The sequence below is a fragment of the Corallococcus exercitus genome (assembly GCF_003611585.1).
GTDB classification, from domain to species: domain Bacteria; phylum Myxococcota; class Myxococcia; order Myxococcales; family Myxococcaceae; genus Corallococcus; species Corallococcus exercitus.
On sequence record NZ_RAVW01000096.1, the window covers coordinates 1 to 26,116 of the forward strand.

18 protein-coding genes are annotated in these 26,116 nt (G+C 71.0%); 14 read left to right on the forward strand and 4 right to left on the reverse strand.

Translation table 11 applies throughout. The features are described 5' to 3' along the window. The 12 genes from D7W79_RS14385 to D7W79_RS14440 all read left to right on the forward strand — a co-directional run. On the forward strand, positions 1–455 hold a 455-nt coding region (locus D7W79_RS14385; protein ID WP_120525946.1), incomplete at its 5' end, for a pilus assembly protein PilP. A 58-nt stretch (positions 456–513) separates the two neighbouring features. After that, a complete protein-coding gene (locus D7W79_RS14390) occupies positions 514–3,324 on the forward strand; it encodes a type IV pilus secretin PilQ (RefSeq protein ID WP_120525947.1) in 2,811 nt (936 codons plus the stop codon). 32 nt (positions 3,325–3,356) lie between these two features. Beyond that, the gene (locus tag D7W79_RS14395) at positions 3,357–4,025 is read left to right on the forward strand and encodes a hypothetical protein (RefSeq protein WP_120525948.1); all 669 of its coding nucleotides are present in this window, start codon (positions 3,357–3,359) and stop codon (positions 4,023–4,025) included. 33 nt (positions 4,026–4,058) lie between these two features. Next, complete coding sequence (locus tag D7W79_RS14400; protein WP_120525949.1) at positions 4,059–4,421, forward strand: roadblock/LC7 domain-containing protein; 363 nt, start codon at positions 4,059–4,061, stop codon at positions 4,419–4,421. A gap of 151 nt (positions 4,422–4,572) precedes the next feature. Continuing rightward, positions 4,573–5,154, forward strand: a complete 582-nt coding sequence (gene efp, locus D7W79_RS14405) for an elongation factor P (protein ID WP_120525950.1) — start codon at positions 4,573–4,575, stop codon at positions 5,152–5,154. 39 nt (positions 5,155–5,193) lie between these two features. Next, positions 5,194–5,775, forward strand: coding sequence for an acetyl-CoA carboxylase biotin carboxyl carrier protein (gene accB / locus D7W79_RS14410; protein ID WP_120525951.1), 582 nt, complete (start codon positions 5,194–5,196; stop codon positions 5,773–5,775). Positions 5,776–5,850: 75 nt separating this feature from the next. Further along, positions 5,851–7,236, forward strand: coding sequence for an acetyl-CoA carboxylase biotin carboxylase subunit (accC, locus tag D7W79_RS14415; protein ID WP_120525952.1), 1,386 nt, complete (start codon positions 5,851–5,853; stop codon positions 7,234–7,236). 191 nt (positions 7,237–7,427) lie between these two features. Next, positions 7,428–10,619, forward strand: coding sequence for a type IV pili formation protein SgmX (sgmX, locus tag D7W79_RS14420; protein WP_120525953.1), 3,192 nt, complete (start codon positions 7,428–7,430; stop codon positions 10,617–10,619). A gap of 26 nt (positions 10,620–10,645) precedes the next feature. Continuing rightward, the gene (locus D7W79_RS14425) at positions 10,646–11,587 is read left to right on the forward strand and encodes an ExeA family protein (RefSeq protein ID WP_120525954.1); all 942 of its coding nucleotides are present in this window, start codon (positions 10,646–10,648) and stop codon (positions 11,585–11,587) included. Between the two features lie 4 nt (positions 11,588–11,591). Next, positions 11,592–15,518, forward strand: coding sequence for a translocation/assembly module TamB domain-containing protein (locus D7W79_RS14430; protein WP_120525955.1), 3,927 nt, complete (start codon positions 11,592–11,594; stop codon positions 15,516–15,518). Between the two features lie 14 nt (positions 15,519–15,532). After that, on the forward strand, positions 15,533–18,604 hold the full coding sequence (locus D7W79_RS14435; RefSeq protein ID WP_120525956.1) for a POTRA domain-containing protein: 3,072 nt from the start codon (positions 15,533–15,535) through the stop codon (positions 18,602–18,604). Between the two features lie 14 nt (positions 18,605–18,618). Further along, positions 18,619–19,152: a hypothetical protein gene (locus D7W79_RS14440; RefSeq protein ID WP_120525957.1), complete on the forward strand. Its 534-nt coding sequence runs from the start codon at positions 18,619–18,621 to the stop codon at positions 19,150–19,152. A gap of 10 nt (positions 19,153–19,162) precedes the next feature. On the opposite strand, the gene D7W79_RS14445 is transcribed toward D7W79_RS14440, so the two are convergent. From D7W79_RS14445 to D7W79_RS14455, 3 genes are all read right to left on the reverse strand, one after another. Then, positions 19,163–20,272, reverse strand: coding sequence for an Ig domain-containing protein (locus D7W79_RS14445; protein ID WP_120525958.1), 1,110 nt, complete (start codon positions 20,270–20,272; stop codon positions 19,163–19,165). A 118-nt stretch (positions 20,273–20,390) separates the two neighbouring features. Beyond that, positions 20,391–21,143: a hypothetical protein gene (locus D7W79_RS14450; RefSeq protein ID WP_120525959.1), complete on the reverse strand. Its 753-nt coding sequence runs from the start codon at positions 21,141–21,143 to the stop codon at positions 20,391–20,393. After that, complete coding sequence (locus D7W79_RS14455; RefSeq protein ID WP_244221774.1) at positions 21,140–22,369, reverse strand: hypothetical protein; 1,230 nt, start codon at positions 22,367–22,369, stop codon at positions 21,140–21,142. Before D7W79_RS14455 ends, D7W79_RS14450 begins: the two co-directional genes overlap by 4 nt. Positions 22,370–22,521: 152 nt before the next feature. Here D7W79_RS14455 and D7W79_RS14460 point away from each other — a divergent pair, with 152 nt between their 5' ends. Both D7W79_RS14460 and D7W79_RS14465 read left to right on the forward strand, forming a co-directional pair. Further along, positions 22,522–23,151, forward strand: a complete 630-nt coding sequence (locus D7W79_RS14460; protein WP_120525961.1) for an RNA polymerase sigma factor — start codon at positions 22,522–22,524, stop codon at positions 23,149–23,151. After that, a complete protein-coding gene (locus D7W79_RS14465) occupies positions 23,148–23,921 on the forward strand; it encodes an anti-sigma factor family protein (protein ID WP_120525962.1) in 774 nt (257 codons plus the stop codon). The genes D7W79_RS14460 and D7W79_RS14465 overlap by 4 nt, the downstream gene beginning before the upstream one ends. A gap of 80 nt (positions 23,922–24,001) precedes the next feature. On the opposite strand, the gene D7W79_RS14470 is transcribed toward D7W79_RS14465, so the two are convergent. Continuing rightward, complete coding sequence (locus tag D7W79_RS14470) at positions 24,002–25,927, reverse strand: S8 family serine peptidase (RefSeq protein WP_120525963.1); 1,926 nt, start codon at positions 25,925–25,927, stop codon at positions 24,002–24,004. Positions 25,928–26,116 lie beyond the last annotated feature (189 nt).

Genomic DNA, 26,116 nt, shown 5'->3' on the forward strand with positions numbered 1-26,116 from the left:
CCCCCGCGCCGGCCCCGGTGGAGGCCAAGACCGAGGCGTCGGCGGCGCCACCGTTCGTCTATACCTACAGTCCGGTGGGCAAGCGGGATCCGTTCCGCAGTCCCCTGGAAGAGCTCGGGCCGGTGGCGCGTGACGCACCGGAGCGGGCCTGCAATGAACCCCTGTGCGTGTTCGACCTCGACCAGCTCAAGCTGGTGGCGGTCGTCACGGGGGACGCCAGCCCGCTGGCGATGGTCGAGGACCCCCTGGGCCGCGGCCACATCGTCCGGCGCAACACCCGGGTGGGGCGCCAGGGCGGCAAGGTGACACAAATTCTAAGGGACTCGGTCACCGTCACCGAGGTCTTCACGGGTGCCAAGGGCGAGCTCATCAGCAACCCGGTGAGTCTCCAGCTCAAGGCGGATGGCGTGAAGGACCCCGCATACAACCTGATGACGGGCAAGAACTGGGAGTAGCGCCCCACGGCGCGCCCGCGGGCAGTCGTCGCCCGCTTCCAACTTGTTGAGGGGACGCATGCTCGAGCAGAGCGCTGTGACGAGGGGCAAGTGGATCATGGCGGCCGCATGGGCGGTCGTCCTGGCAAGCGCCAAGGTGTACGGCGCGGATCTCAATACGCTGCGGGACCTGCAGGTGTCCCGGACGGGAGCCGGTGCCCAGGTCGTGGTGACCGGGACCCGGCCGCCCACCTTCACCGTCTTCCGGCTCAGTGGGCCGGAGCGGCTGGTGGTGGACCTGTCGTCCGCGGACGCCACCGGCATCAAGGGGCACCATGACGGCACCGGTCCGGTGTCCGGCGTGGTGGCCGCCCAGTTCTCCGACGCGCGCGCCAGTGTGGGCCGCGTGCTGGTGGCGCTCGACCAGGCCTCCCAGTACGACGTCCGCGCGGAGGGCAACCGCGTGGTCATCTCCGTGGACGGCTCGCCGGTGGCCCCCGCCGCCGCGACCGCCCAGGCTCCCCAGGCTCCGGTGGACGTGAAGCCGGCGGAGTCCGCCGCGCCGAAGTCCGCTCCCGCCCAGACCGTCGCCGCCGCGCCGGTGAAGGCCGCGCCGGCCCCGGTGGCCGCGCCCGCGCCGGTGGAGGCCATGGTGGCGGTGGTGCCGGAGGAGGGGACGTCCTCCAAGTCCGCGCCGTCGCAGACGCCGGGCCGTGAGAACGTCGTCGCCACGGAGGCGGATGAGCGCGAGGTGGCCCACCCGGCCCAGCGCATCACCCGGCTGTCCATGGACGGTGAGGCGCTGCGCGTCTCCGCCGACGGCGACATCGCCCGCTACGAGGTCCTGGAGCTGGTGGATCCGCCTCGCCTGGCCGTGGACGTGTACGGCGTGGGCCTGAGCGCGAAGGCGCCCAAGGTGAAGGGCGACCTGCTCAAGGACGTGCGCGTGGGCGCGCACGAGGACAAGGTGCGCCTGGTCCTCGTGGCCAGGGGTGACATGCCCGCGTACCGCGTGGACCGCGCCGAGCGCGGCCTGGAGGTGGTGTTGGGCGGCGCGGTGGCGCGCAAGCCCAAGCCCTCCCAGCCTCGCGACGCGGTGGCGGAGACCGAGCCCCTGCGCCCGCAGCCGCTGCCCGTGCAGGAAGCCGCGAAGCCGCAGCCCGCGGTGGCGCAGGCCGCGCCGCAGCCGGCGGTGGTGGAGGTCAAGGACCTATCCTTCGACGAGAGCCCCACGGGCGGCCGCGTGCAGCTGAAGCTGTCCGGCGCGACGGCGTGGAAGGTGGACCGCCCGGATCCGCGCAGCGCGGTGCTGACGCTGGAGAACGCGCGCCTGCCCAAGAAGCTGGAGCGCAGCCTGGACACCAGCGCGCTGGACACGCCGGTGAAGATGATCAGCGCCTTCAGCGTGCCCGGTGAGGGCCGCAAGGTGCGCCTGGTGGTCGCCGCGGACGGCGCCATCGAGGAGAACGTCACCCAGGGCGCCAACAGCCTGAGCTGGCGGCTGGACGTGCAGGGCGTGAAGACGGAGGAGGTCGCCGTCACCCAGCGCACCGCCGGCTTCACGGCGGAGGCCCCGGCGTACGCGGCGGAGGGCGCGCCCCAGCAGGCTCGCTACCGCGGCAAGCGCGTGTCCTTCGAGTTCAAGGACATCGACATCCAGAACCTCCTGCGCGTCATCGCGGAGATCTCCAAGCGCAACATCGTCGTGGCCGACGACGTCGGTGGCCGCGTGACCATCCGCCTGCGCAACGTGCCCTGGGACCAGGCGCTGGACCTCATCCTGCGCACCAAGCAGCTGGGCCAGGAGCAGGTGGGCAACATCATCCGCATCGCGCCGCTGAAGACCCTGGAAGAGGAGGCGCGGCTGCGCCAGGAGCGCAAGAAGTCGCTGCAGCAGCAGGAGGACCTGCTGGTCAGCCTGGTGCCGGTGAACTACGCGGTGGCCGCGGACATGTCGTCGCGGGTGAAGGACGTGCTCAGCGACCGTGGCTCGGTGACGGTGGACACGCGCACCAACGTGCTCATCATCAAGGACATCCGCTCCAACACGGAGAAGGCGCGCGCCCTGGTGCGCAGCCTGGACACGCAGACGCCGCAGGTCCTCATCGAGAGCCGCATCGTGGAGGCGAGCACCACCTTCAGCCGCGCCCTGGGTGTGCAATGGGGCGGTCAGACGCGTCTGTCCCCCGCCACCGGCAACCCCACCGGCCTCATCTTCCCCAGCACCGTCGGCGTCACGGGCGGCGCGGGGGGCGCGGCGCCGGGTGTTCCGACCCAGCCCAACTTCGCGGTGAACCTGCCGGCGGCGGTGGGTGAGGGCCTCGGTGGCGCCATGGGCTTCGCCTTCGGCTCCGCGGGCGGCGCCGTGCAGCTCAACCTGCGCCTGTCCGCGGCGGAGACGGAGGGCACGGTGAAGACCATCTCGTCGCCCAAGGTCACCACGCTGGACAACAACACGGCCCGCATCAGCCAGGGTCTGTCCATCCCGTTCAGCCAGACGTCGGCGGGCGGCGTGAACACGACCTTCGTGGAAGCGCGCCTGTCGCTGGAAGTCACGCCGCACATCACCCAGGACGGCAGCATCCTCATGTCCATCGCGGCGCAGAACAACCAGCCGGACCCGTCCAACACCGGTGCCAACGGCCAGCCGTCCATCCAGCGCAAGGAGGCCAACACCCAGGTCCTCGTGAAGGATGGCGACACCACGGTCATCGGCGGCATCTACGTGCGCCGGGGCAGCACCTCGCGCGACTCGGTGCCCTTCCTCGCCAAGATTCCCGTGCTCGGCTTCTTCTTCAGGAGCACCACGGAGACGGATGAGCGCCAGGAACTGCTCATCTTCATCACGCCCCGCATCCTCAACCGGCAGACCATCGCGCAGAGCCTGTAGGGCTTCGCGTTCGGATTGGGAGACTCCATTCAATGAAGCCCTTCTTCGTCGCCGCGACCCTGGCCCTGGGCCTGTGCTCGTGCTCTGAAAGCAGCCCCGTCGTCCAGATCCTCCAGACCATCCAGCCGGATGAGGAATGCGACTTCACGGCGGAGGATCCCGGCCTGGCCAATGGCTCCCTCAACCTGGCCTACCGGAACGCCTATGTGCTCGGACTCATCGTCAAGTCGAGCTATGCGGTGGCCCCCATCGAAGTGAATGGGGCTCCGCTGGATCCGGACTCCGATGTTGGCGGCTCCGCCACCGCCTTCGTGGACACGCTGAAGTTGTCCTACGAAGCGACGACCAACTCGGGGTCGAGCATCAACGTGCCCTCCGGAGAGGTTCCCTACACGGCGGCACTGAACCCGAGCTCGGATGACAACCGGTTCGTGGTCAACCTGATGACCTCCGAGGCCGCGGCGGCCCTGAGGGATGCCCTGTCGGGGACCACGACCGCCCAGGTGCGCGTCACCCTGCAGCTCACCGGCAAGTTTGCGGCGAGCGGCAAGAAGTTCGAGTCGAACGAGGTTGTCTTCGGCCTCGACGTCGCCGACACGGCCGTCGCGCTTCGTGCCTGCAACCCCGGAGAGGTGCCGACGGTCGAGGGGCCGTGCGGTTCGGGGGCGGGCCAGGACAACATCTATCCCACGTGTCAGTGAGCCAGGCCTGCGCCACCCGGCCCTGGGAGAACCATGTCTTTTCGCACGCACCTTGAAGCGGTGGTGAACCAGGTGGACGGGGCCCTCGCGTGCAGCGTGATGGGCTTCGACGGCATCTCCGTGGACACGTTCCAGAAGGACGAGGCCACGGAGCTGGACGTCTCCGGCACCTGGGTGGAGTACGCCAACCTGCTCACGCAGCTGAAGAACGCGGCCGAGTCGCTGAAGACGGGCACCGTCACCGAGGTGTCCGTCAACAGCGAGAAGGTCCTCACCGTGATGCGCCTGCTGACGCCGGAGTACTTCCTGGTGCTGGCCCTGCGCGCGGACGGGAATTTCGGCAAGGGGCGCTATGTCCTGCGCGTCACCGCGCCGCAGGTGAAGGCGGAGTTGTAGCCACGCACGTTCGCTCGGGCAGGGGCTTGTCGAGCCTGCCCGGCGACGCAGCGTGCCGCCGCTTTCCCCTTTGCAGGAAACAGGGCATGGGCTAGACACCCCGGGCTTTCGTCTTTACGTCAGTCTGGTCAGGCTGAAGGAGTCGGTCCCCATGGCCGGTTTTGTCGACACCTCTGAGTTTCGCAATGGTTTGAAGATCGAGATCGACGGCGAGCCGTTCGTGATCGAGTACTTCCAGCACGTCAAGCCCGGCAAGGGCTCCGCGTTCGTGCGGACCAAGATTCGCAGCCTGCTCAGCGGTCGCATGCTGGAGCCCACCATGAAGTCCGGTGACAAGGTGGGCGTCCCCGACATCGAGCAGAAGGACATGGAGTACCTCTACAATTCGGGGGACGAGTACTACTTCATGGAGAAGAAGACGTTCGAGCAGACCTTCATCACGGAGAAGGTGCTGGGCGACGCGAAGAACTTCCTGAAGGAGAACACTCCGGTGGAGGTCCTCTACTGGAACGGCAAGGCCATCTCCGTCGGCCTGCCGAACTCCGTGGACCTCAAGGTCGTCAAGTGCGACCCCGGCGTGCGCGGCGACACCGTGTCCGGCGCGATGAAGCCCGCGACGCTGGAGACCGGCTTCACCGTCAACGTCCCCCTGTTCATCAACGAGGGCGACGTGCTGAAGATCGACACGCGTGAAGGTGGCAAGTACCTGACCCGCGTCGCCACCGCGGGCTAGAGCGTCTTCCCTTCACCTGGCGACCCGGGAGGGGTCTGAATGGCAACGAAGCGCAAGGCAACCCGGCCGGCCCAGTCCTCGGACGCGGCTTCCGGGCGGGATGCGGGCACCACGTCCCTGGACGTGGAGGCCCTCCGGCAGATTGTCGAAATCCTGGAGGCCTCCGACGTCACCCGGCTGGTGTGGACGCGGGGTCCGGAGAAGCTCTACATCCGCCGCGGTCACGCGCCGGAGACGACCATCGTCCACCACACGGCGCCCTCGGGCCCGGGGGTGACGGTGTCGCCGCCGGTGGACTACTCCGCCCCGGCCGCGCCGCGTGCGGCCCCCGCCGCGGCCCCTGCCGCCGCGCCGGTGCCGGAGAAGCCCGCGGAGAAGCCGGGCCACATGGTGACCAGCCCCTTCGTGGGGACGTTCTACCGGACCCCCGCGCCGGACCAGCCCCCGTTCGTGGACGTGGGCACGATGGTGCGCAAGGGCCAGGTGCTCTGCATCGTGGAAGCGATGAAGTTGATGAACGAAATCGAGTCCGAGGTCTCCGGCCGCATCGCCGAGGTCCTCGTGGAGAACGGTCGCCCGGTGGAGTTCGGCCAGGCGCTGTTCCGCATCGAGCCGGCCTGAGTCTCTCTTTGTCAGGCGCGTCCGGCCCATTCCCGGGCGGGACGCGCCTCAAGGCCCTCGCGAAGGAGCACGGCCGTGTTCAAGAAGGTTCTGGTCGCCAACCGCGGGGAGATTGCCCTGCGGGTCATCCGCGCATGCCGTGAGCTGGGCATCGCCACCGTGGCGGTGCACTCCACCGCAGACGCCCACGCGCTGCACGTGCGCTTCGCGGACGAGGCCGTCTGCATCGGGCCGCCTCCGTCCAAGGAGAGCTACCTCAACGTGCCGCAGCTGCTCTCCGCGGCGGAGATCACCCGCGCGGACGCCATCCACCCGGGCTACGGCTTCCTGTCGGAGAACGCCGAGTTCGCGGAGGTCTGCGAGAACTGCAAGATCCGCTTCATTGGCCCGCGTCCGGAGATGCTGCGGCTGATGGGCAACAAGGTGCGCGCGCGCGCCGCGGCCCGCGAGGCCGGCATGCCGCTGCTCCCGGGCAGCCCTGGCGTGGTGAAGGATCCGCGCGAGGCGGAGGCGTTCGCGAAGGAGATCGGCTTCCCGGTCATCCTGAAGGCGGCGGCGGGCGGCGGCGGCAAGGGCATGAAGATCGTCCGCGAGCCGGGTGTGCTCGCGCAGGCGTTCTCCACCGCGCAGGCGGAGGCCCTGGCCAGCTTCAACAACGGCGACCTCTACATCGAGCGGTACGTGGAGAAGCCGCGCCACATCGAGATCCAGATCGTCGCGGACGAGCACGGGAACATCATCCACCTCAACGAGCGTGAGTGCTCCGTGCAGCGGCGGCACCAGAAGCTCATCGAGGAGAGCCCGTCGCCCGCGCTCACGCCGGAGCTGCGCCAGCGCATGGGCGAGGTGTCCGTCGCGGCGATGAAGAAGCTGCGCTACAACAACGTGGGCACCATCGAGTACCTGCTCGACGAGCGCGGCGAGTTCTACTTCATGGAGATGAACACGCGCATCCAGGTGGAGCACCCCGTGACGGAGCTGGTCATGGGCGTGGACCTGGTCCGTGAGCAGATCCGCATGGCCTACGGGCACCCCCTGCGCTTCAAGCAGGAGGACGTGCAGATCCGCGGTCACGCCATCGAGTGCCGCGTGAACGCGGAGGACCCCGTCACGTTCGCGCCGTGGCCGGGAAAAATCACCGGCTACAGCGTGCCGGGCGGCTACGGCGTGCGCGTGGACTCCGCCGCGTACGAGAACTACACGGTGCTGCCGTACTACGACAGCCTGCTGTCGAAGCTCATCGTGCACGCGGAGGACCGCGAGACGGCCATCCGCCGCATGCAGCGCGCGCTCTCCGAGTACGTGGTGGAGGGCATCCGCACCAACATCCCGTTCCACCGGGCCGCACTGGCGGAGGAGTCCTTCCAGGAGGGCAACTACGACACCCGCTTCGTGGAGCGCCTGCTGGCGAGCGAGACGGGTTCGCGCCGACTCAAGAAGGCCGTGGAAGAGACGCCGTAGCGCTCACCGTGAAGGCATGGAAAACCCGCCGGGCGTGCGAGCGTCCAGGCGGGTGATCCAGCCCCGGGGGATGGCAGGCTGTTTCTTGACCCGCGTTGGAGGATTCCGTTAGCCTCCAACGCTCCCCCCCAGAGAAGGACTGAAACCCGCGAAGTTCCTCGGGGTTTCTGCCTGCCGGAAGCGCACGCTCGATGGACAAGAACAAGATCATCGAAGCCGCCGCGAAGCTGGTCGCGAAGGGCGCGTACGACAAAGCCATCAAGGAGTACCAGAAGGTCCTGGAGGTCGACCCGAAGGACATCCGGGTCCTCCAGAAGATGGGGGAGCTGTACCAGAAGAAGAACGACAACGCCCAGGCGGCGCACTTCTTCACCAAGGTCGCGGAGAGCTACTCCTCGGACGGCTTCTTCCTCAAGGCCGTCGCCCTCTACAAGCAGGTCCTCAAGCTCAACCCGAACCTGCTGGAGGTGAACCTCAAGCTGGCGGAGCTGCACCAGCAGCTGGGGTTGATGTCGGAGGCGATGGCGTACTTCCAGATCGTCGCCAACCACTACGACAAGGCGGGCGACACCAAGTCGAGCCTCGACACCCTCAAGAAGATGGTGGATCTCGACCCGGAGAACGTGGCGTCGAAGATCAAGCTCGCGGAGCTGTACGCGCGCGAGAACATGACGAAGGAAGCGGCGCAGGAGTTCAAGCGCGCCGCCGAGTACCTCAAGCGCAACGCCCGCGCGGATGACTGGCTTCGCGTCGCCGAGCGCCTCTCCGCGCTGGAGCCGGACAACCTCCCGCTCGCGAAGGAGCTGGCCGCGTCGTACCTGCAGCGCGGCGACCAGAAGCGCGCTCTGGCCAAGCTCCAGGTCTGCTTCAAGGCGGATGGCCGCGATGTGGAGACGCTGACGCTGCTGGCCCAGGCGTTCCAGGGGCTGGGCCAGGTCTCCAAGACGGTGTCCGTCTACAAGGAGCTCGCGAAGATCCACCAGGAGCGCGGCCGCACCGCCGAGTCCGACGGCGTGTGGACGCAGATTGAACTGCTGGATCCGCAGGACCCGGATCTGCTCGCGCGCCGGGGGCCCGTCGCGGAACCCGAGCCGGAGCCCGCGCCGGCCTCGCACCATCACGCCGAGGAGGCCGCGCCCGCGTGGAGTGCTCCCGCCGCCGCTGCGCCGGTGTCCCGTCCCGCGCCCGCCGCGCCGCCCGCGGCCGTGGTGCCGCCTCCGCCCGTGGGGATGAGCCGCGAGCAGCTGGCCAAGCTGCTGACGGAGACGGACGTCTACGTGAAGTACGGGCTCCACGACAAAGCGCTGGAGCACCTGCGCAAGGTCTTCTCCGTGGATCCGGAGAACCTGGACGCGCACGAGAAGGCGTACCACATCTACGTGGCGGCCAATAACGGCGCGCAGGCGTCGGAGCAGCTGCTCAACGTGCTGCGCCTGTGCACGCGCCGCGCGGACGTGGTGCGCGCGCAGCCGTACCTGGCGACCATCCTCCAGGAGAACCCGGCGCATCCCGAGGTGCCCGCCTTCCTGTCCGTGCTCCGCTCGGAAGGGGGCTTCGTGGCGCCGGCGGCGGCGCCGGGCGTGGAGTCGCTGGAGGAGGACGCCATCCTGGTGGACTCCAACGACGACGAGGTCCTCGTCGCGGATCCGCCGGAGGACGCGCTCGCGCAGCCGGAAGGCGACGAGCTGGCACTCGCGGCGCTGAGCCACGGGTCGGACTCGGATGAGATCGTCGACGACGAGGTCGCGGAGACCACGCTGAGCGGCGAGGAAGCGGTGATGGGCGAGCCCATCAGCTCCGCCGAGAACACCGTCTACGACCTGCCCCCGCAGGACGACCTGGTGGTGGCGTCCGACGAGGACTCGCTGGTGCTCGCGGACGAGCCGGGCCTGGGCGGCTCCGACGCCTCCGGAGGCCTGGACGACGAGCCGCTGGTCGCGCAGGACGACGCGCTGGCGTACGCGGAAGACTCGTTCGCGGACGTGGGCGGTGATGAGCCCATGGTGCTCGCGGACGACGCGGGCGGCATGTCGCTGGGCGACGAGGAGGAGCCGCCGCCCACGCGCATCCTGTCCCCGTCGCGCGCGCTGCTCGAGGAGGCCGCGCCGGACACGCGCCAGCTGCCGACGCTGGACGACGGCGACGACGAAGCGCTGGTCGAGCCCGGCATGTCGCTGGGCGAGGACGACGACGCGCCCACGCGCGTGGGGCTCGCGCCCCTGGACGCCTCCGCGCTGGACGACGCCGGCCTGGACGAAAGCTTCGCCGCGCCCGCGGAAGAGCCCGCCTACGACGGGGGCATGTCGCTGGGCGACGAGGACGACGACGAGCCCACCGCCGCGCACATGGTGCTCGCGCCGGTGGAGGAGCTGTCCTACGACGAGCCCCAGGCCGAAGCGCTTGAGGACACGCCGGAGCCTGAACCGGAGCCCGAGGCCCTGGCGGATGCGCCGGAGCCCGAGCCGGAACCGGCGGCCGAGCCCGAGGAGGAGCCTGCCTCCGAGGAGTGCGACGAGGCGTCGTTCTTCCTCGACCAGGGGCTGCTGGAAGAGGCGCGCGAAATCCTGGAGACGGTGGCCATCGCGTTCCCGGGCCACGTGCGCGCCGGGGAGCTGATGGCGCGGCTGGAGGAGCTGGAGGCCGGCGGTGGCGCGGCCCCCGAGGACGACGCTCCCTCCGAGCCCGTGCACGTGCCCTCCGTGCAGCCGGTGACGGAGGCATCGCTCGACGACGGCGCCGGTGGTGGCGACGCGTTCGACCTGGCGGCGCAGCTGGCCGGTGAGCTGGACGACCTGGGCGGTGAGTCGCTGGCGGCGGTGCCCCCGGCGGATGAGGACTTCCAGTACTCGGTGGATGAAGTGTTCGCCGAGTTCAAGAAGGGCCTGGCCAAGGTGGTGAAGCCCGAGGACGTGGACACGCACTACGACCTGGGCATCGCCTACAAGGAAATGGGCCTCTTGGACGACGCCGTCCACGAGTTCGACGTGGCCCGCCAGGGCTGCGTGGGCACCCCGCGCGAGCTGGACTGCCTGACGATGATTGGCATGCTGCACACGCTGCGCGGCAAGCCGGAAGAGTCCGTGCAGGTGTTCAAGGAAGGCCTTTCCAACGTGCTCGCGACGGGCGAGGTGGCCAAGGCGCTGGGCTTCGAGCTGGCGAGCGCCTACGACGCGCTCAACGAGCCGGGCAAGGCGCTCTTCCACTTCCAGCGCGTGGCCGCGATGGACGCGAAGTACCGCGACGTGGGGTCGCAGGTGACGCGGCTGTCGGCGGTGACCGCTCCGGAGGAGGACCCGCTGCCGCGCGCTGGCAAGGGCCCCGCGACTCCGGCACCGGTTCCCGCCGCGGGCGCGCCGAAGGCTCGTAAAGTAGGGTACGTGTAGCGCGTCCCCACGAGGCCCGGCGAGCGATGACGACCTACCTCGATTTCTTCGAACTCACCCAGGAGCCGTTCTCCAACGCTCCGGTGAGCCGCTTCTATTACAACTCCGCGCAGCACTCGCAGGCCCTCACCCGGCTGATGCACGCCGTGGGCTACATGAAGGGCCTGTCCATCCTCGTGGGCGACATCGGCGCGGGGAAGACGACGCTCGCGCGGCGCATGCTCGACTCGCTTCCGGAGTCCGAGTACGAGGCCGCGCTGCTCGTCATCATCCACTCGGGCATCACCGCCCAGTGGCTGCTGCGCCGCATCGCGCTCCAGCTGGGCGTGGAGAACCCCGCGCAGGAGAAGCTGGCGCTCCTGTCGCAGCTCTACCAGCGCCTCCTGCAGATCTACGAGTCCGGCAAGAAGGCCGTCGTCCTCATCGACGAGGCGCAGATGCTGGAGACGCGGGAGATCATGGAGGAGTTCCGGGGGCTGCTGAACCTGGAAGTGCCGGAGCGCAAGCTCATCTCCTTCGTCTTCTTCGGCCTGCCGGAGATCGAGAAGAACCTGAAGCTGGACCCGCCGCTCGCCCAGCGCGTGGCGCTCCGCTACAAGCTGGAGCCCTTCACGGCGGAGTCCACCGAGGCGTACGTGAAGCACCGGCTGCGGCTCGCCGGCTGCCCGCGCATGCCCTTCACGCCGGAGGCGCTGCTCGCCGTGCACGAGCACTCCGGCGGCACCCCGCGCGTCATCAACACCCTGTGCGACAACGCCCTCTTCGAGGCGTTCCTGGCGCGCTCGGAGACCATCGGCGCGGAGCTGGTGCACCGCATCGGGACGAACCTGGGACTCCAGGGCGGCTCGGCTGCTGCCCAGGCAGGCGAGCGGGCGAGCGCTCCCGCCACGTCGCTGCCCCGGACGGCGAACACGAAAATCGACCTGGCGGAGATCGACCGCTACCTCGAGGGACTCGGTAAGCTCTAGCGGCTTGTCCCTCCCCAGCCGCAACAGCGCAGCGCGCAAGGCGCTCTTGTGGGTGCTCCTCGTGGTGTCGGGGAGCATCCTGCTGTTGCGCCAGCCGTTCACCTGGGACGCCGCCTGCACCGTGGCGCGCAGGCACCTGCCGGACCTGCTGGGCGTGGACGTGGGCATCGGTCGGTGCGAGCTGGATCCGCTGGGCTCGCGCGTGGTGCTGCACGGCGTGTCGGTGTTCGCGCGCGGCACGGACACGCCGCTGTTCGCCGCGGACGAGGCGGAGGTGGCGCTGGGCTTCCTGTCGCCCCTGTCTCGCCGCCTCATGCTGGGCCAGGTGCGCGTGCGCCATCCGCGCGTGGCGCTGGACCTGTCGCGGCCCTCGGCCAGCCCGCCTTCCCCCGACGGCACGTGCCCGCTCACGCCGCTGACGCGCGTGGGCGTGGGGCGCCTGGACATCACCGGCGCGGAGGTGCGCCTCGCGCTGCCGGACGGGCGCGGCGTGGAGGTGGAGAACCTGGACGTGGGGTGGGTGGAGCACTGGGGCGTGATGGAGCTGGAGGTCGGCGCGCGGCGCGGCCTGGTGCGCCTGGGCGCGGGTGGCGGCGAGCTGACGCTGGGGCAGCTGGGCTTCACAGGCTCGCTGGACCCCGACGAGGGGCTCCTGGACGTGGAGCGCGCGGAGGTGACGCTCGACGACATCACCGCCACGGTGTCCGGCCGCGTGGAGACGCTGTGCCACCCGGTGCTCGCGCTGGATGCGCAGGTGTTCCTGCCACTGCGCACGCTGTCGCAGGCGAAGCTGTTGCCGCGTCCGGCCACCGGGCACCTGTGGACGCGCCTGTCCGTCACCGGGAAGCCGTCCGCGCTGGCGGTGGGCGCGGACCTGTCCGCGAGCAACCTGGCCTATGAGCAGTACGGCCCGGTGAGCCTCAACGCGCGCCTGTCCTATGCGGGGGACCGCGTGCGCGTGGAGTCGCTGGAGGCGCCGCTGGGAAGCGGCAGGGTGAAGCTGTCGGGCGCGCTGCAGCTCACGCCGGAGCTGCCGGTGGACGTGACGCTCCAGACGGAGGATGCGTCGTTCGGGCGCATCCTGGAGCGCGCGGGCGTGGCGGGCTCCTGGGTGGACTTCCCCGCGACGGCGAACGCGCACCTCACCGGCACGCTGCTGCCCCGGCCGGCGCTGTCCGGCCCGCTGGACCTGCGCACGGGACACTTCACGCTGGCCACGCGCGCGTTCGACGCGCCGCCGAGCGCCGGCAAGACGCTGCTCACCTTCGAGCGGGGCCGCGCGCAGACGGCCGTGAAGCTGACGGGCGACCGCGTGTCCTTCACGCGCCTCACGGTGGAGTCCGGCCGCTCGCGCGTGCACGGCGACGTGACGCTCTACTTCGACACCACGCGCGGCCTGGACATCCAGGGCAACGGCGAGCTGGAGCTGTCGGACTTCGGCCACATCGCGGAGCTGCCGTGGTCCGGGAAGGGCTCGGCGAACTACTCCATCGTGGGGCCGTACTCGGACGTGAAGGTGGACGCGAGCCTGTCCCTGCGCGACTTCACCTTCTGGGGCTTCGGCCTGGGGGTGACGCAGGCGAAGCTGTCGTACTCGAATGGGCTGCTGTCGTTCCCCTCGCTCACCGGGCAGAAGGGGCGCACGCAATACTTCGGCAAGGCGGCGCTCACGTTCGCGCGCCTGTTGCACCTGCGCCTGGACGTCACGGTGCCGCAGGGGCGTACCGAGGATCTGGTGGACCTGGTGGCGGGCCTGAGTCCGTCCATCGCGGTGATTCAAGGCCAGTTCGCGGGCGCGGCTTCCGGACGCGTGGAGATCGACAGCCCGCTGGAGAAGCTGGAAGGGCTGGTGGCCTTCGACCTGCGCGACACCACGTACCTGGGGCGCCGGCTGGGCGCGGGCTCCGCGCGGCTGCGCTTCGTGGACGGCAAGGCGATGGTGCTGGAGCGCACCGTGCTGGACGGCCGGCTGGGGCGCACCTGGGTGGAGGGCTCCTTCGGCTTCACCGGGGGCGCGCTGGACTACCGCTTCGGCGGCGAGAACCTGTCGCTGGCGGAGGCCGTGGGCCCGGAGACCGCGGAGGAGATGGGCATCCAGGGCACGCTCGCGCTCGCGGGCACCGTGGCGGGCACGGCGGACAAGCCGGACATCCAGGCCACGCTGAAGGGGCCGCGCATCACCTTCGCGTCGCGCGACCTGGGCGCCATGGACCTGGCGCTGCACCAGGAGGGCAAGCAGCTGCGCATCACCGGGCGCCCCTTCCGCGACGCACAGGGCTACCTGAACATGACGGTGAAGGAGCCCTACCTCTTCGACTCCACCGTCGACCTGTTGCTGCCGGAAATCAGACCGCTGCTGCCCCAGGTGCCGGCGCTCGCGGGCGTCACCGGCATGCTCGCGGGGCGCGTGACGGTGCAGGGCCCGCTGTTGCAGCCGGAGGGCTATCAGGTGGCGGCCACGGTGCGGGAGCTGTCGCTCGCGCGAGGCGACCTGCGCGGCCGCAACCAGGGGCCTCTCGTCCTGACGTACATCAACGGCCGGCTGGACGTGCAGCCGTTCCGCTTCAGCGGCGCGTCGGTGGACGTCACGCTGGGCGGCTGGATGAGCAAGCGCGCCATGAACATGAGCCTTCGCGAGGGGCGCATGGACGTGCGCCTCCTGGAGCCGCTCCTGCCGGGCATGGAGCGCGTGGGCGGCCAGCTGCGCGTGGACGCGGAGGCGACGGGTTCGCTGGACGCGCCGTCGGTGGTGGGCACCGCGGAGCTGTCCGACGTGCGGCTGTCCATGCGCGACCTTCCGCTCACCGTGCGCGGCATGTCCGGCCGGCTGGAGCTGACGGGCCAGCGCGTGCTGCTGGAGCACCTGCAGGCCCAGGTCAACGAGGGCCAGGTGTCCGCGCGCGGCGACATCCGGCTGGAGCGCTTCGTGCCCAAGCGGCTGGCGCTGACGCTGCAGTTGGATGCCGTGCCGTACCGGATGACGGAGGACCTGCCGCTCACCGTGTCCGGCCTGTTGCAGGTGGTCGGGCCTCCCACGGGGCCCACCGTCACGGGCGGGCTGGACATCGTCAAGCTGCGCTACCAGAAGCCGCTCGACATCGAATCGCTGCTCAAGACGATGCAGAAGAAGCCGCAGCTCGCGGTGGGCGGCGGGGGCGAGCGCGCGAGGGACCCCTTCTTCACCTGGGACGTCAACGTGCACTTCGGCGACGTGCGCGTGGACAACAACCTGGCGAAGGCGCGGCTGCTGGGCGACGTGCGGCTCACCGGCACGGACGTGAAGCCGGGGCTGCTGGGCCGCGTGGAGGCGGCCGAGGGCAGCCAGGCGTTCTTCCGCAACAACCTCTTCACCATCGACCAGGGGCAGCTGGAGTTCCGCGACGCGTCCGGCATCGACCCGGTGTTCGAGGTGCAGGCGCAGACGTCGGTGCGCGAGTTCGTGGTGAAGCTGCACGCCTTCGGCCGGCCGGCCAACCCTCTGGTCGTGCTGTCGTCGGAGCCGGTGCTCACGGAGGGTGACATCCTGTCGCTGCTGACACTGGGTGTGACGAGCGCGGACAAGGACACGGCCGCGTCGGCGAGCTACGGTCTGGCGGCGGAGGCCCTCTTCAACGTGTCAGGACTGGACCGGCAGGTGCGCCGGTTCCTGCCCAGCAATCCGGTCCTCAGGGACTTGTCCCTGCAGATCTCCACCACCTACAACGACGCCACCCGGCAGGCGGAGCCCACCGCACAACTGGAGTCGAAGTTCCTGTCCGAGCAGCTTAAAATCGGGATGACCCAGCCCGTGAGTGGGCGAGGTACCCGGGCACGCGCTGAGTACCGCTTCGACGACCGTCTTTCCGCACAGGCCCAGTGGGACAACGAGAACAGCCAGGCGTCGTTCGGAAACCTCGGGCTCGAGCTGAAGCTGGGCTGGGAGGTCGAGTAGCCGCGCTGACCGCGGTGCTGCTCCTCGTGTGCGCGCTCCCCGTCTTCGCGGCGCCCGCTGGCCACGATGATGATGAAGCGCCCGCGGTCGTCGCCGTGGAGCTGCACCTGCCGGAGGGCATGGCCGCGGACGGGCTGTCGGGGCTCGTCACGCTGCGCAAGGGCCAGGCGCTGACGCCCGGCGCGGTGCGCAGGTCGGTGGAGCAGCTGTTCGCCACGGGGCGCTTCGCGGACGTGGTGGCGCTCACACAGGACGTGCCGGGTGGAGTGCGGCTTGTCTTCCAGCTCACGCCGCTGCCGCTGCTGTCGCACGTGGCGGTGCGGGGCAACCACGTCCTCACGTCCGGGGAGCTGCTGGATGCGAGCGGGCTGCTCCAGGGCGGGCCGCTGGATCCGGAGGAGCTGGACACCGCGGCGGCCTCCGTGCGCGAGGCCTACCAGCGCAAGGGCTACGACGCCGTCGACATCCAGGTGGAGGAGCGGCCGGTGCCCGCGGGCGGCGTGGCGGTGACGCTGGTGGTGGAGGAGGGCAAGCCCACCCGCGTGCGGCAGGTGACCTTCTCCGGCAGCCCCGCGCTGCCGCTGCCGCGCCTGGTGGAGGCGCTGGGGATGAAGCCTGGAGAGGTGTTCGACCGGGCGAAGCTGGACTTCGGGCTGGAGCGGCTGCGGGCGCTCTTGCGCGAGGGCCAGCACTGGCGGGCCTGGGTAGGCACGCCCACCGTCGTCGTGGAGGACAGCGAGGCGTCCGTGGCGGTGCCGGTGTCGGCGGGCCCCGCGTTCCATCTGCGCTTCACGGGCAACCGCCGCTTCCCCAGCTCGCTGCTGGCGCGCGTGGTGGCCTACGACGGCGAGGAGGCGATGGACGAGGCCGTGGCGGCGCGGCTCGCGCGGCGGCTGGAGGCGTTCTACCGGCGGCGCGGCTTCCACGACGCGCGCGTGCGGCCGCTGGAGCTCATCCGGCCGGACGGGGACGCGGCGGTGCTGGGCTTCCAGGTGGACGAGGGCGCCCCGCTGCGCGTGACGGACGTGCACTTCCGCGGCAACGCGGCGCTGTCGTCGGACCTGCTGCGCTCCATGCTCACCAACCAGGTGGCGGCGCAGGAGACGTGGCCGGAGCTGGACCTGCCCATGCGCGAGGACCCGCTGGAGACCGAAGGGCGCGAGCGGCGCCAGGACGCGAGCGGGGTGTCTCCGCCGGACCCCTCCACGGTCTACGTGGAGGAGGCGTGGCTGGAGGCCGCGGACGCCATGACGACGGCCTACCGTGAGCAGGGCTTCGCGTCCGCGCAGGTGACGTTCCGTGGCCTCACGGTGGATGCGGTCCACCACACGGCGGAGGCGGACTTCGACGTGGAGGAGGGACCCCAGGCGCTGATCCGCGCGCCCATCTTCCTGGGCATGCCGCTGGAGGTGGACCCCGTCTGGGTGACGCTGCTGCTGCCCGCGGGCACGCCGCTGAGCTTCGAGAAGGTGGACCAGGCGCAGGCCGCGCTGGAGCGGGGACTGGGCCGCGAGGGCTACCTCTTCGCGCGCGTGAGCAACTCCGTGTCGGTGGAGGAGAATGGCACCTCCGCTCAGGTGACCTACCGCACGGACCCGGGGCCCCGCGTGCGCGTGGGGCAGGTGCTGCTCCAGGGGCTGACGCGCTCGGATCCGGACGTGGTGCTGGCGCAGCTGGATTTGAAGCCCGGCTCGCCGCTGTCGGTGGAGGCGCTGGCGGAGGCGCAGCGCCGGCTGTCGCGGCTGGGGCTGTTCCGGCAGGCGGAGGTGTCGCTGGCGGACCCCAACCGCCGCGAGGCCTCCAAGGACGTGCTGGTGACGGTGCAGGAGCGCCCGCGCATCGACGGTGAGGTGTCCGGCGGCTACTTCCTGGTGGACGGTCCGCGCATCACGCTGGACACGGCGTGGCGCAACCTGGACGGCCGGGGGTTGAACCTGCTGGCGCGCGGCAAGGTGAACTACGCGGGCGCGAGCGCGGAGGCGCTGTCGTCGTCGCGGCTTCCGGCCGGGTGCTCCACCGGGGAGCTGTCCGGCGAGGCGTGTGAGTCCGACCTGAACGGCTTCAGCGGCCTGGGCGGGCGCGGCAACCTGGCGCTGTCCCAGCCCCGGCTGTCCTTCCTGGCGCCGCAGGAGATTGGCGCTCGGTTGGACCTGATTGGCGAGCGCGTGCACCGGCCGTCGTACCTGTCCACGCGGTTCGCGGCGGTGCTGGGCGCGGACTGGGCGCTGGCGTCGTGGGTGAACGTGTCGCTCCAGTACGAACTGGAGAACAACCGGCTGCGCTCGCGCCCGGGCGTGCTGGAGCTGGTCAACCGCGCGGACCAGGAGCGCCTGCGCTACCCGTACGGTGACTTCGCGCTGCACTCGCTGCGCCCGTCCTTGACGCTGGACTTCCGCGACGACCCGGCGAACCCGCGCCGGGGCATGGTGCTCAGCAGCAGCGCGGAGTTCATGCGCGGCATCAGCGTCCACCCCACGGACGTCGCGGGCAACCGCGTGCCGGAGTTCCCCATCGACGGCGTGAAGCTGTCGGGCAGCGTGAGCGCGTACGCGCCGCTGGGCCGCCGCGCGAGCGTGGCGGTGAGCGCGCGCGCGGGCACCATCGTGCCCCTGACGCAGGGGTCGCAGAACATCGGGTCCAAGCTGTTCTACCTGGGCGGCTCGTCCAGCCTCCGAGGCTTCCGCGAGGACGGCGTGCTGCCGCAGGACGTGCGCGAGGTGCTGCACCAGCGGCTGGCCGCGTGCCGCGCGGTCATCACGCCCGCGGGTTGTCCGGACGACCTGAAGGCGGTGCTCTCCGGACAGGTGCCCGCGAGCCAGGGCGGCGAGCTCTTCACGCTGGCCAAGGCGGAGCTGCGCGTGCCGGCCATCGCCGCGGTGGACCTGGGGCTGTTCTTCGAGGCGGGCAACCTGTGGCAGGACCGCACGTTGTTCGACCCGGGCGTGCTGCGCTACGCGGCGGGCGTGGGCCTGCGCTACGTGACGCCCGTGGGCCCGCTGGCCTTCGACGTGGGCTTCAACCTGGACCGCGACGAAGCGCTCAACGAGGCGCCCACGCAGTTCCACTTCAGCATCGGGACGTTCTGACCGGAGACCTTCGCTTGCGACCCGACCGTGCGCGCCACCGTGGAAGGGCTTGGGGCCTGGCCCTGCTGGGGGTGTTCGCGCTCGCGTGTCAGCACGGACCGGACGCCGCCGCCAAGGCGCCGCGTCCCACGTGGATGCCTCCAGAGGGGAGCTGTCCTCGCGGCGCGCAGCTCCAGATGGAGCGGTTGGGGCTGAAGGTGGGGGACCGCATCCCCGTCATCGTGGACAGCATCCAGGACCACCCGGGGCCGGCCCGGTACAACTACAGCTTCGTCATCGCGCTGCCGCAGGCGGAAGGGGAGGCGAAGCTGCCGGGGGCGCGCATCGGCGGGCGGCTCTACGTGACGAAGCACCGCGTGTTCGGCCGGTACGACCGCATCTTCACCCCGGAGAGCGGCGCCACGTCGGTGCCCTTCTGTGGCGTGCTGCTGGACTCGCGCTGGGACCGGGACGGCGAGGGCCTCATCGCGTATCCCAGCCCGATGAAGGGCTTCTCCGTGGTGCAGGACAACACGGGCATCATCCAGGTGGTGGACCGCTATCCGTGAGGCCCGGGCGTCAGTCGACGTGCAGGGAGTAGGACTGCGCGTCGTTGGCCAGCAGGTCCACGGCGCTGATCTGGAAGGTGAAGTCGGTCCCGCTCGTGGGCTTGCCGTAGAGGATGCCCTCCTTGGTGTCCAGGAGGATGCCCGGCGGCAGCGCCCCGTCCTTCACGCTCCAGTTGAACGTGCCGGTGCCGCCGGTCGTCCGCAGGGTGTAGCTGTAGTCGGAGCCGATGCGTCCGGTGGGCACCGCGCGCGACAGCAGCTTGACGTTGCCGGTGGCGTTCGTGAGGGTGATGGAGAGCGTGCCGGTGACGGACTGGGGCGGCGTGTCGCTGTCCGTCACGACCACCGTGAACACCTGCTCCCCGGCCTGCGTGGTGGTGCCGGTGATGACGCCGTTCGCGGCCAGCGTCAGGCCCGCCGGCAGCGATTGATTGGGGGCGAGGGCGAAGCTGTACGGCCCCTTTCCTCCAGTGGCGGAGATGCGCTCGGTATAGGCGCGATTGCTGGCGGCGTCCGCGAGCGGCTGGGGGCCCGCGACCTTCAGCAGGGGGCGGACGCGCAGGAGCAGGCTGCCACTGGCGCGCTTCATCGGGGTGCTCCGGTCGGTCACCTCCACGGGGAGGAACAGGTCCCCCGCGCGCGTGGGCGTACCGGTGACACGGCCCTCGGTGTCGAGCGCGAGGCCCGAAGGGAACTGGCTGGTCGCGTTGAAGGTGTACGGCGGCGTGCCGCCCCGGGCCTGGAGCTGCGCCGAGTAGGGAACGGACTCGACGGCCTCCGTCAGGGGGCTGGCCTCCAGCGCGAGCGCGGGAGGACCCGCGTCCGGTTCGCCCGCGTCCGCCACGCCACCGTCCACGGTGCCGGCGTCCACGGTGCCGGCGTCCACCTCCGTGCCGCCATCCTGCTCCGTGCCCGCGTCGTCCACGGGAGCAGGCCCGTCGCAAGGTCCGCCTTCGCCACAGGCCGGCAGACAGCGGTTCTCCGAAGCAAGACACGTGGTGCCGGAGGGACAGCCGCCGGCCGCGTCGCACGCGGCGAAGCGCGATAGGTCCGGCGCGAAGGTACACGCGCCCACCGTGAGCGCGACGGCCCCCATCAGCGCGGCGAGCAGCGTCCTCATGGCATTGCTCCGGCGAAGGGCACTTCGTCACCCCGGGTGCGCACGACGGCGCCTGTGGGCGCGGCGAGCCGCTTCCTCATCGCAGCACTCCAGCGCGGGGCTGCCCACGGCCGCGGGTTCATGGCAGCTCCCAGAGGAAGGACACCGCGCCCCCGAAGCCCAGCAGCGCGCCCACGCCCAGCAGCACGTTGGACGTGCGCGCCTGACGCCGGCCCGCGTCGAGCCGCGACGCGAAGCAGTCCGCGAAGGCCTCGCCGGCCGTGGCGCACTCGCCGCCGTTCTTCGACACCTTCGACTCCGTGCTTCGCGCCGCCAGCCCGAAGCCCACGCCCGCGATGAGCGCCGCGCCGCCCACGCCCCACAACACCTTGGGCAGCACGCGCGAACCCCGGGGCTCCCGCGCCGCGCGCGCCGTCACCAGCGGCGACCAGACCTGCTGGAGCGCGTGGGTCGCACGCGCGTCCGCTTCGCCCGGCGTCGTGGACGGTGCCTCGAACTGCGCTCGCGTCTCCGTGCCGCGCGCGTCCGTCACGGTGAGCGCCACGCTGCGCCTGCCTCCCACGCCCAGCGCCACCCCCCGCACCAGCCTGCGCACGCCCAGCGCCGTGGCCTGCGCGCTCCGGCACTCCGCGTCGCCACACGCCGCCAGCGCCGCGCCCGCGCCGCGCAGCCTCGCCACCGTGTCCTCGCGCGACTCCAGGCACGCGTCCGGCAACGCGGCCACCGCGCGCCGCGTGGCGTCCTCCAGCTCGCGCGCGTCCTCGGACGGCAGGGCCAGCCTCTCGAAGGGCACCAGCACCACGCGCGTCTGCGCGTCGCACGGCGCGGACATCCGCAGCAGCATGAGCAGCAGGGACGCGGGGAGGCTCATGGCACCAGGACCGCGTCGGCCTCGTCCGACGACGGCGTGATGCCGAGGCTCGCCATGTAGCCCCGGTAGAAGCGCGGGCCGAAGGGCACGGAGAAGAGGCGGTCGCGCAGCGCGTCCGTCACCGCGCCCCGGGCCGCCACGCTGGCGTCGCTCCAGCGCAGGCCGCCCGCGTCCACCACCTCCGACGCGCGGGTGATGGCGAACGACGCCTCGCGGCCGCTGGCCCGGAGGTAGTAGCCGCGCCCCACGGGCAGCGACACCACCAGCGGACGCTCGCGCTCCTTGTGCAGCTCCACCACGCGGATGCCGCGCGCGTCCTCCACCCACAGCCGGCCCGCCACGCCCGTGGGCACCAGCAGGTAGCCCAGCGACGCGGTGGCCGTCAGGTTCGTCAGCGCGAACGCCCGGTCCAGCGCGGGCGGCTGGATGTACACGCGCGACGTGCCTCGCACGTCGTCCATGCCCTGGCTCGCGGCGGCCACGAAGGCCCGCAGCTCCGCGTAGTCCACCTTGCCGTCCCCGTTCACGTCCCCCGCGCCCGACAGCGCCGAGCGCACCATGTGGCTGAAGACGCCGGAGCGGATGGCGCTCCACTCGTGGCTCTCCTGCTCCGACGACGTGGACAGCACCACCCCCACCTGCGGGAAGCGCTCCAGCTCGCGGTTGCCCAGAAGCCCCTTCACCGCGTCCGCGTACGCCGGGCCCACCGGCAGCGCGCCGCGCGAGTGGACGAAGAAGTACGAATCACACGCGTCCACGATGAGCTGGAGGAAGGACGCCTTGCTCGGCGCCAGCACCCGCGCGTACAGCTCCGTGCGAGTCAGCGGCCCATCCAGCAGGCTCACCGACCCTTCACCCGCGGCGCCGCGCTTGCCGTGGCCCACGAAGACGAAGGACAGCACCGGCACCGCGCCCTTCGCCCGGTCCTCCGCCATGCGGCCGTTCAGGCGGGCGAGCGCGTCCCACAGCGCGGCGTGGGTGGGGGGCCGCGTCTTCGCGGCGAGCCCCGGGTGCAGGGCCTGCGTGTCCGCGTCCAGCACGCTCAGCAGGACCACCTCGCGCGAGCGGGGCGCGAACAGCTCGTAGTACCGGGCGCCGTCGTCGTCCGCGTAGCGCAGGGGGGCCTGGGACGGCTCGGTGCCCGTGTTGCTGGCCACGATGAGGGCGTAGTGCACCTGCTCCGGCGCGGCGCTCGCAGCGGTTCCGGCCAGGAGGAGTACACCCAAGGCCAGGGTCCTGTGAGAGGGCATTCGCATCAGGGATTGCGCAGTGCGCAGTGCGAAAGAATGCCACGGGGTGCAACCGACAATCCACCGAAGGCCGCTCGCGACAACATGCGGATGACGGAACCGCGACGGACGCGGTAAGCCCTTGAGGGATGGAGTGGGATGACGACACGCTGCGCCGTTTTCGCGAAGGCACCCCCGAGGTGTTGGGAGAGGTGTATCGCGCGCACGCGGAGCCGCTCGCCCGCCTGCTCAAGGCGGCCGCATGGCGGGGAGCCTTCACCCGTCTGAGGAACGCGATGGAGCTGGAGAACACGCTGCTGGAGACCTTCGCTCGCGCCTTCGAGCCGCGCACGCGCGCGGCCTACAACGGCACGCGTCCGTATGCCCACTTCCTGATGGGCATCGCGCGCAACGTGCTGCTGGAGCAGTCGCGCGAGCGCGAGGTGGTGGGCCGGGACGAAGCCTTCGAAGGGCTCACCGAGTCCTCCCCCGAGGATGGCGGGCTGGTGGAGCTGCTGGAGGACCGCGAGGTGGAGGCGCTGCTCGCGGCGTTCAAGGACGGCCTGTCGCGGGAGGAGCAGCGGCTGTTCGAGCTGCGCTTCGGCGAGGGCGTGGCCCAGGAAGAGGCGGCCACGGCGCTGGGCCTCACGCGCATCCAGGTGCGGCGGCGCGAGTTCGGGTTGAAGTCCAGGCTGCTGGGGTTCCTCCAGTCGAAGGGGTACCTCGAGGACCTGGAGACGCAGGGCTGGAGCTTCTTCAAGCGGCGGGGTACGCGATGAGTGGATGTGACGACCGCCGGGTGAAGCAGGCCATGGCCGCCCTCTTCGAGAAGGGCCGGGACGGGCTGGACGCGGACGGCTTCGAGCGCCTGCGCGCGCACCTGGCCACCTGCCCCGACTGTCAGGAGACGTACACGCGGCTGTCGCGCGTGGAGTCCGTGCTGGAGCAGCGCGCGCTGCCCCAGGCCCGGAGCGCGCTCCTGGAGCAGGCCCTGTTCGCGAGGCTGCGACAGGCCCCCGCGCGGCCGGCGGTGGTGCCGGAGCGCAAGAGGTGGTTCGCGTCCCCGCTCCTCATGCCCCTGTCGCTGGGTGCCGCCGCGGCGGCCGTGGCGCTGGTGGCCGTGGCGCCGTCGCTGGAGCGCAAGGAACAGGGCGCGCCCGAGTGGCAGGCGCGTTCGTCCTCGCCGGGCGAAGGGGCCTGGGGCGTGCGCGCCTTCTGCATCGCGCCCACGGGCAAGGTGCTGGCGGAGGCCCGTCCCGGTGGGACGCTGACGTGCGCGGAGGGCAACGCGGTGCAGTTCAGCTACACCGCGCCGGAGCGCGTGCGCCTGTCGCTGGAGGGACTGCCCCAGGCCGGGGGGGAGCCGCTGCGCTTCTTCCCCAGCGAGGGCGCGGCCCCAGAGGTCGCCGCGGGCGTGGACGTCCCGCTGCCCTTCAGCACGCCCGTTCAGGGCGGGTGGCTGACGGGCCCCGTGCCGGTGCACGCGCGCTTCACGGACGCGCAGGGCCGCGCCATCGCGGACACGCAGGTGACGCTCACGCCCCGCTGAGCCCCAAACGAACAACCCCCCTCCCGTGCGAGCACGAGAGGAGGGCGGGGACTGCCGTGCCTTGTGGGGTCCGTGAGTGACTACGGACGCGGGACGCGGCGGTCCACTTCCGCGGTGCCGGTGTACTGCGTGGACACGTTCAGGAAGCCCTTGAGCTGAACGCGCCAGGTGCCGGCGGGAGGGTTCGTGATGGTGACGGCCTCGCCGGTGGAGGTGCCCTCGGCGCTGGTCGCGACGAGTTCCCCGTTGGGGCCATAGACGTACAGGTCCAGGTCGTAGGCCGGGTTGCCCCAGTCCGTCTTGATGCGCAGGGCGTTGGCGCCCGCGGGCACCTCCAGCGCGTGCTCGTGCTGCGCGGCCCGGAGGGACAGGTCCACCACGGGGAGGTTGATGCTCGTCTTCACCGTGCCCGTCCAGGAGGGCAGGGCGGTGGTCTGCGTGATGTAGCGGGTGCCCACGGCGTCATTCACCAGCTTCGTCGCCGCGTAGACGTCCGCGTAGCCCGCGCCCACCTCCCACGTCTCCAGCTGGCGCGTATTGCCCGCCGCGTCCGTCGCGTACATGGGCCGCGCCGTGGCCTGCACCGCCGCGAGCACGCCGTCCATGTTGAGGGCAGGGTTCACCTCCAGGAGCAGCGCGGCGACGCCGGACATGTGCGGCGCGGCCATGGAGGTGCCGGAGCTGGCCGCGTAGAACGGCTCCGGGTGCAGCAGGTCCAGGCCCAGGTACGGCTGCATGATGGTGGCGCTGAGCGCGCGCGCCGCCACGATGTTCACACCGGGCAGCGTGATGTCCGGGTGGTGGAACTCATCGCCCGGGATGCCGCGGCTGGAGAAGGACGCCAGCTCGCCCGGCTTGTCCTGGCTGAGCAGCGGGTTCGTGGCCGCCGTGGTGTCGCGAGACGTGCCGGCCGCGACGGAGATGGCGCACGGCGAGGCGCTGTACGGGTTGAGCGTATCGGGGTCGGAGCCCTCGTTGCCCGCCGCGAACACCACCACCATGCCCAGGTCGTAGGCGCGCTTCGTCGCGAGGGAGATGGGGTCGAACGGCGCGAAGTGGCTGCCGCTGGTGCCCCACGAGTTGGAGATGACGCGCACGTTGTGCGCCTCACGGACGTCCGGATCCATCAGGAAGTCGAAGCCCTCCAGCGCGAACAGGATGCTCAGCGCGTCGCCGGTGCCCACGCCCAGCAGCTTCGCGCCAGGGGCCACGCCCTGGTGCCTGCCGCCCGAGCGCGCGCCCGAGCCGCCGATGATGCTGGCGCAGTGCGTGCCGTGACCGCTCGTCAGGTCGCTGTTCGGCGTGTCCACGTACAGCGCGCCGCCCACGCCCACGTCCAGCGGGGAGGCCACGACCTTCACGTTGCGCGCCACGTTGGGGAAGTCACCGTGCGTGCCGTCCAGGCCGGAGTCGATGATGCCCACGCCGATGCCCGCGCCCGTCGTCCCGTACGCGGTGCGCGCCGTGTCCGCGTGGATGTACGGCACGCTGGTGTCCAGGAAGTACTGGAGCGGCTTGTCCTCGTAGATGGACAGCAGGCCCAGTGGCTGGAGCTCCTGGCGCAGCTGGGTGATGAGCTGCGGCGTCACCGGGGCCTTCAACGCCACCATGGGCAGTGACTTGAGCGCCAGGACGTTGCCCAGGCCCAGGCCCTGCGTCGTCCCGCCCAGCGTCCGCGTCAGGCCGCCCAGGACGGCGTCCAGGTTCAGCACGCCGCCCATCGCGTTCGACGTGTTGAAGGAGAGGATGAGCGTGCGCACCGAGCCATCCGTGTGCAGCGCCGGATCCACCACCGCCTGGCCGAGCGCCGCCTGCGCCGCGCCGGACGCATAGAGCGCGTTACAGGCACTGGGAGTCGCGGCCGCCGCGGTGACGATGGACCGCGACGCCGACGTGACGGCGGGCTGTGCCTCCTCCTTCGCGCCCCCCTCCTGCGAGGCGCTCGCGCCACAACCCAGGACGGCGGCGGTGGCGGCGGCCCAACCCAGCGACATCAAACGCTTCATGTGGTGTTCCCCCGAGATGTGCGGCGGCCTTCCAGGGGCCGCGCGCAAAAAAGGTGTGAATCGGGAGCCCCCGCATGGATCGCGGTTCCACCGGATTGTTCTGTAGTGGCTGAATCCGGAGGGCTGTCGGGGAAGAGGGTCTTTCCGGCCCCGGCGGTGACAGTGTCCGGAGCGCGGGCGGGCCCGGGG

Bases quoted from the DNA above. Each gene is read 5' to 3' on its own strand.
- D7W79_RS14390 (WP_120525947.1), top strand. From the start codon at position 514: ATGCTCGAGCAGAGCGCTGTGACGAGGGGCAAGTGGATCATGGCGGCC.
- D7W79_RS14395 (WP_120525948.1), top strand. From the start codon at position 3,357: ATGAAGCCCTTCTTCGTCGCCGCGACCCTGGCCCTGGGCCTGTGCTCG.
- D7W79_RS14400 (WP_120525949.1), top strand. From the start codon at position 4,059: ATGTCTTTTCGCACGCACCTTGAAGCGGTGGTGAACCAGGTGGACGGG.
- efp (WP_120525950.1), top strand. From the start codon at position 4,573: ATGGCCGGTTTTGTCGACACCTCTGAGTTTCGCAATGGTTTGAAGATC.
- accB (WP_120525951.1), top strand. From the start codon at position 5,194: ATGGCAACGAAGCGCAAGGCAACCCGGCCGGCCCAGTCCTCGGACGCG.
- sgmX (WP_120525953.1), top strand. From the start codon at position 7,428: ATGGACAAGAACAAGATCATCGAAGCCGCCGCGAAGCTGGTCGCGAAG.
- D7W79_RS14425 (WP_120525954.1), top strand. From the start codon at position 10,646: ATGACGACCTACCTCGATTTCTTCGAACTCACCCAGGAGCCGTTCTCC.
- D7W79_RS14445 (WP_120525958.1), bottom strand. From the start codon at position 20,272: ATGAGGACGCTGCTCGCCGCGCTGATGGGGGCCGTCGCGCTCACGGTG.
- D7W79_RS14450 (WP_120525959.1), bottom strand. From the start codon at position 21,143: ATGAGCCTCCCCGCGTCCCTGCTGCTCATGCTGCTGCGGATGTCCGCG.
- D7W79_RS14460 (WP_120525961.1), top strand. From the start codon at position 22,522: ATGGAGTGGGATGACGACACGCTGCGCCGTTTTCGCGAAGGCACCCCC.
- D7W79_RS14465 (WP_120525962.1), top strand. From the start codon at position 23,148: ATGAGTGGATGTGACGACCGCCGGGTGAAGCAGGCCATGGCCGCCCTC.
- D7W79_RS14470 (WP_120525963.1), bottom strand. From the start codon at position 25,927: ATGAAGCGTTTGATGTCGCTGGGTTGGGCCGCCGCCACCGCCGCCGTC.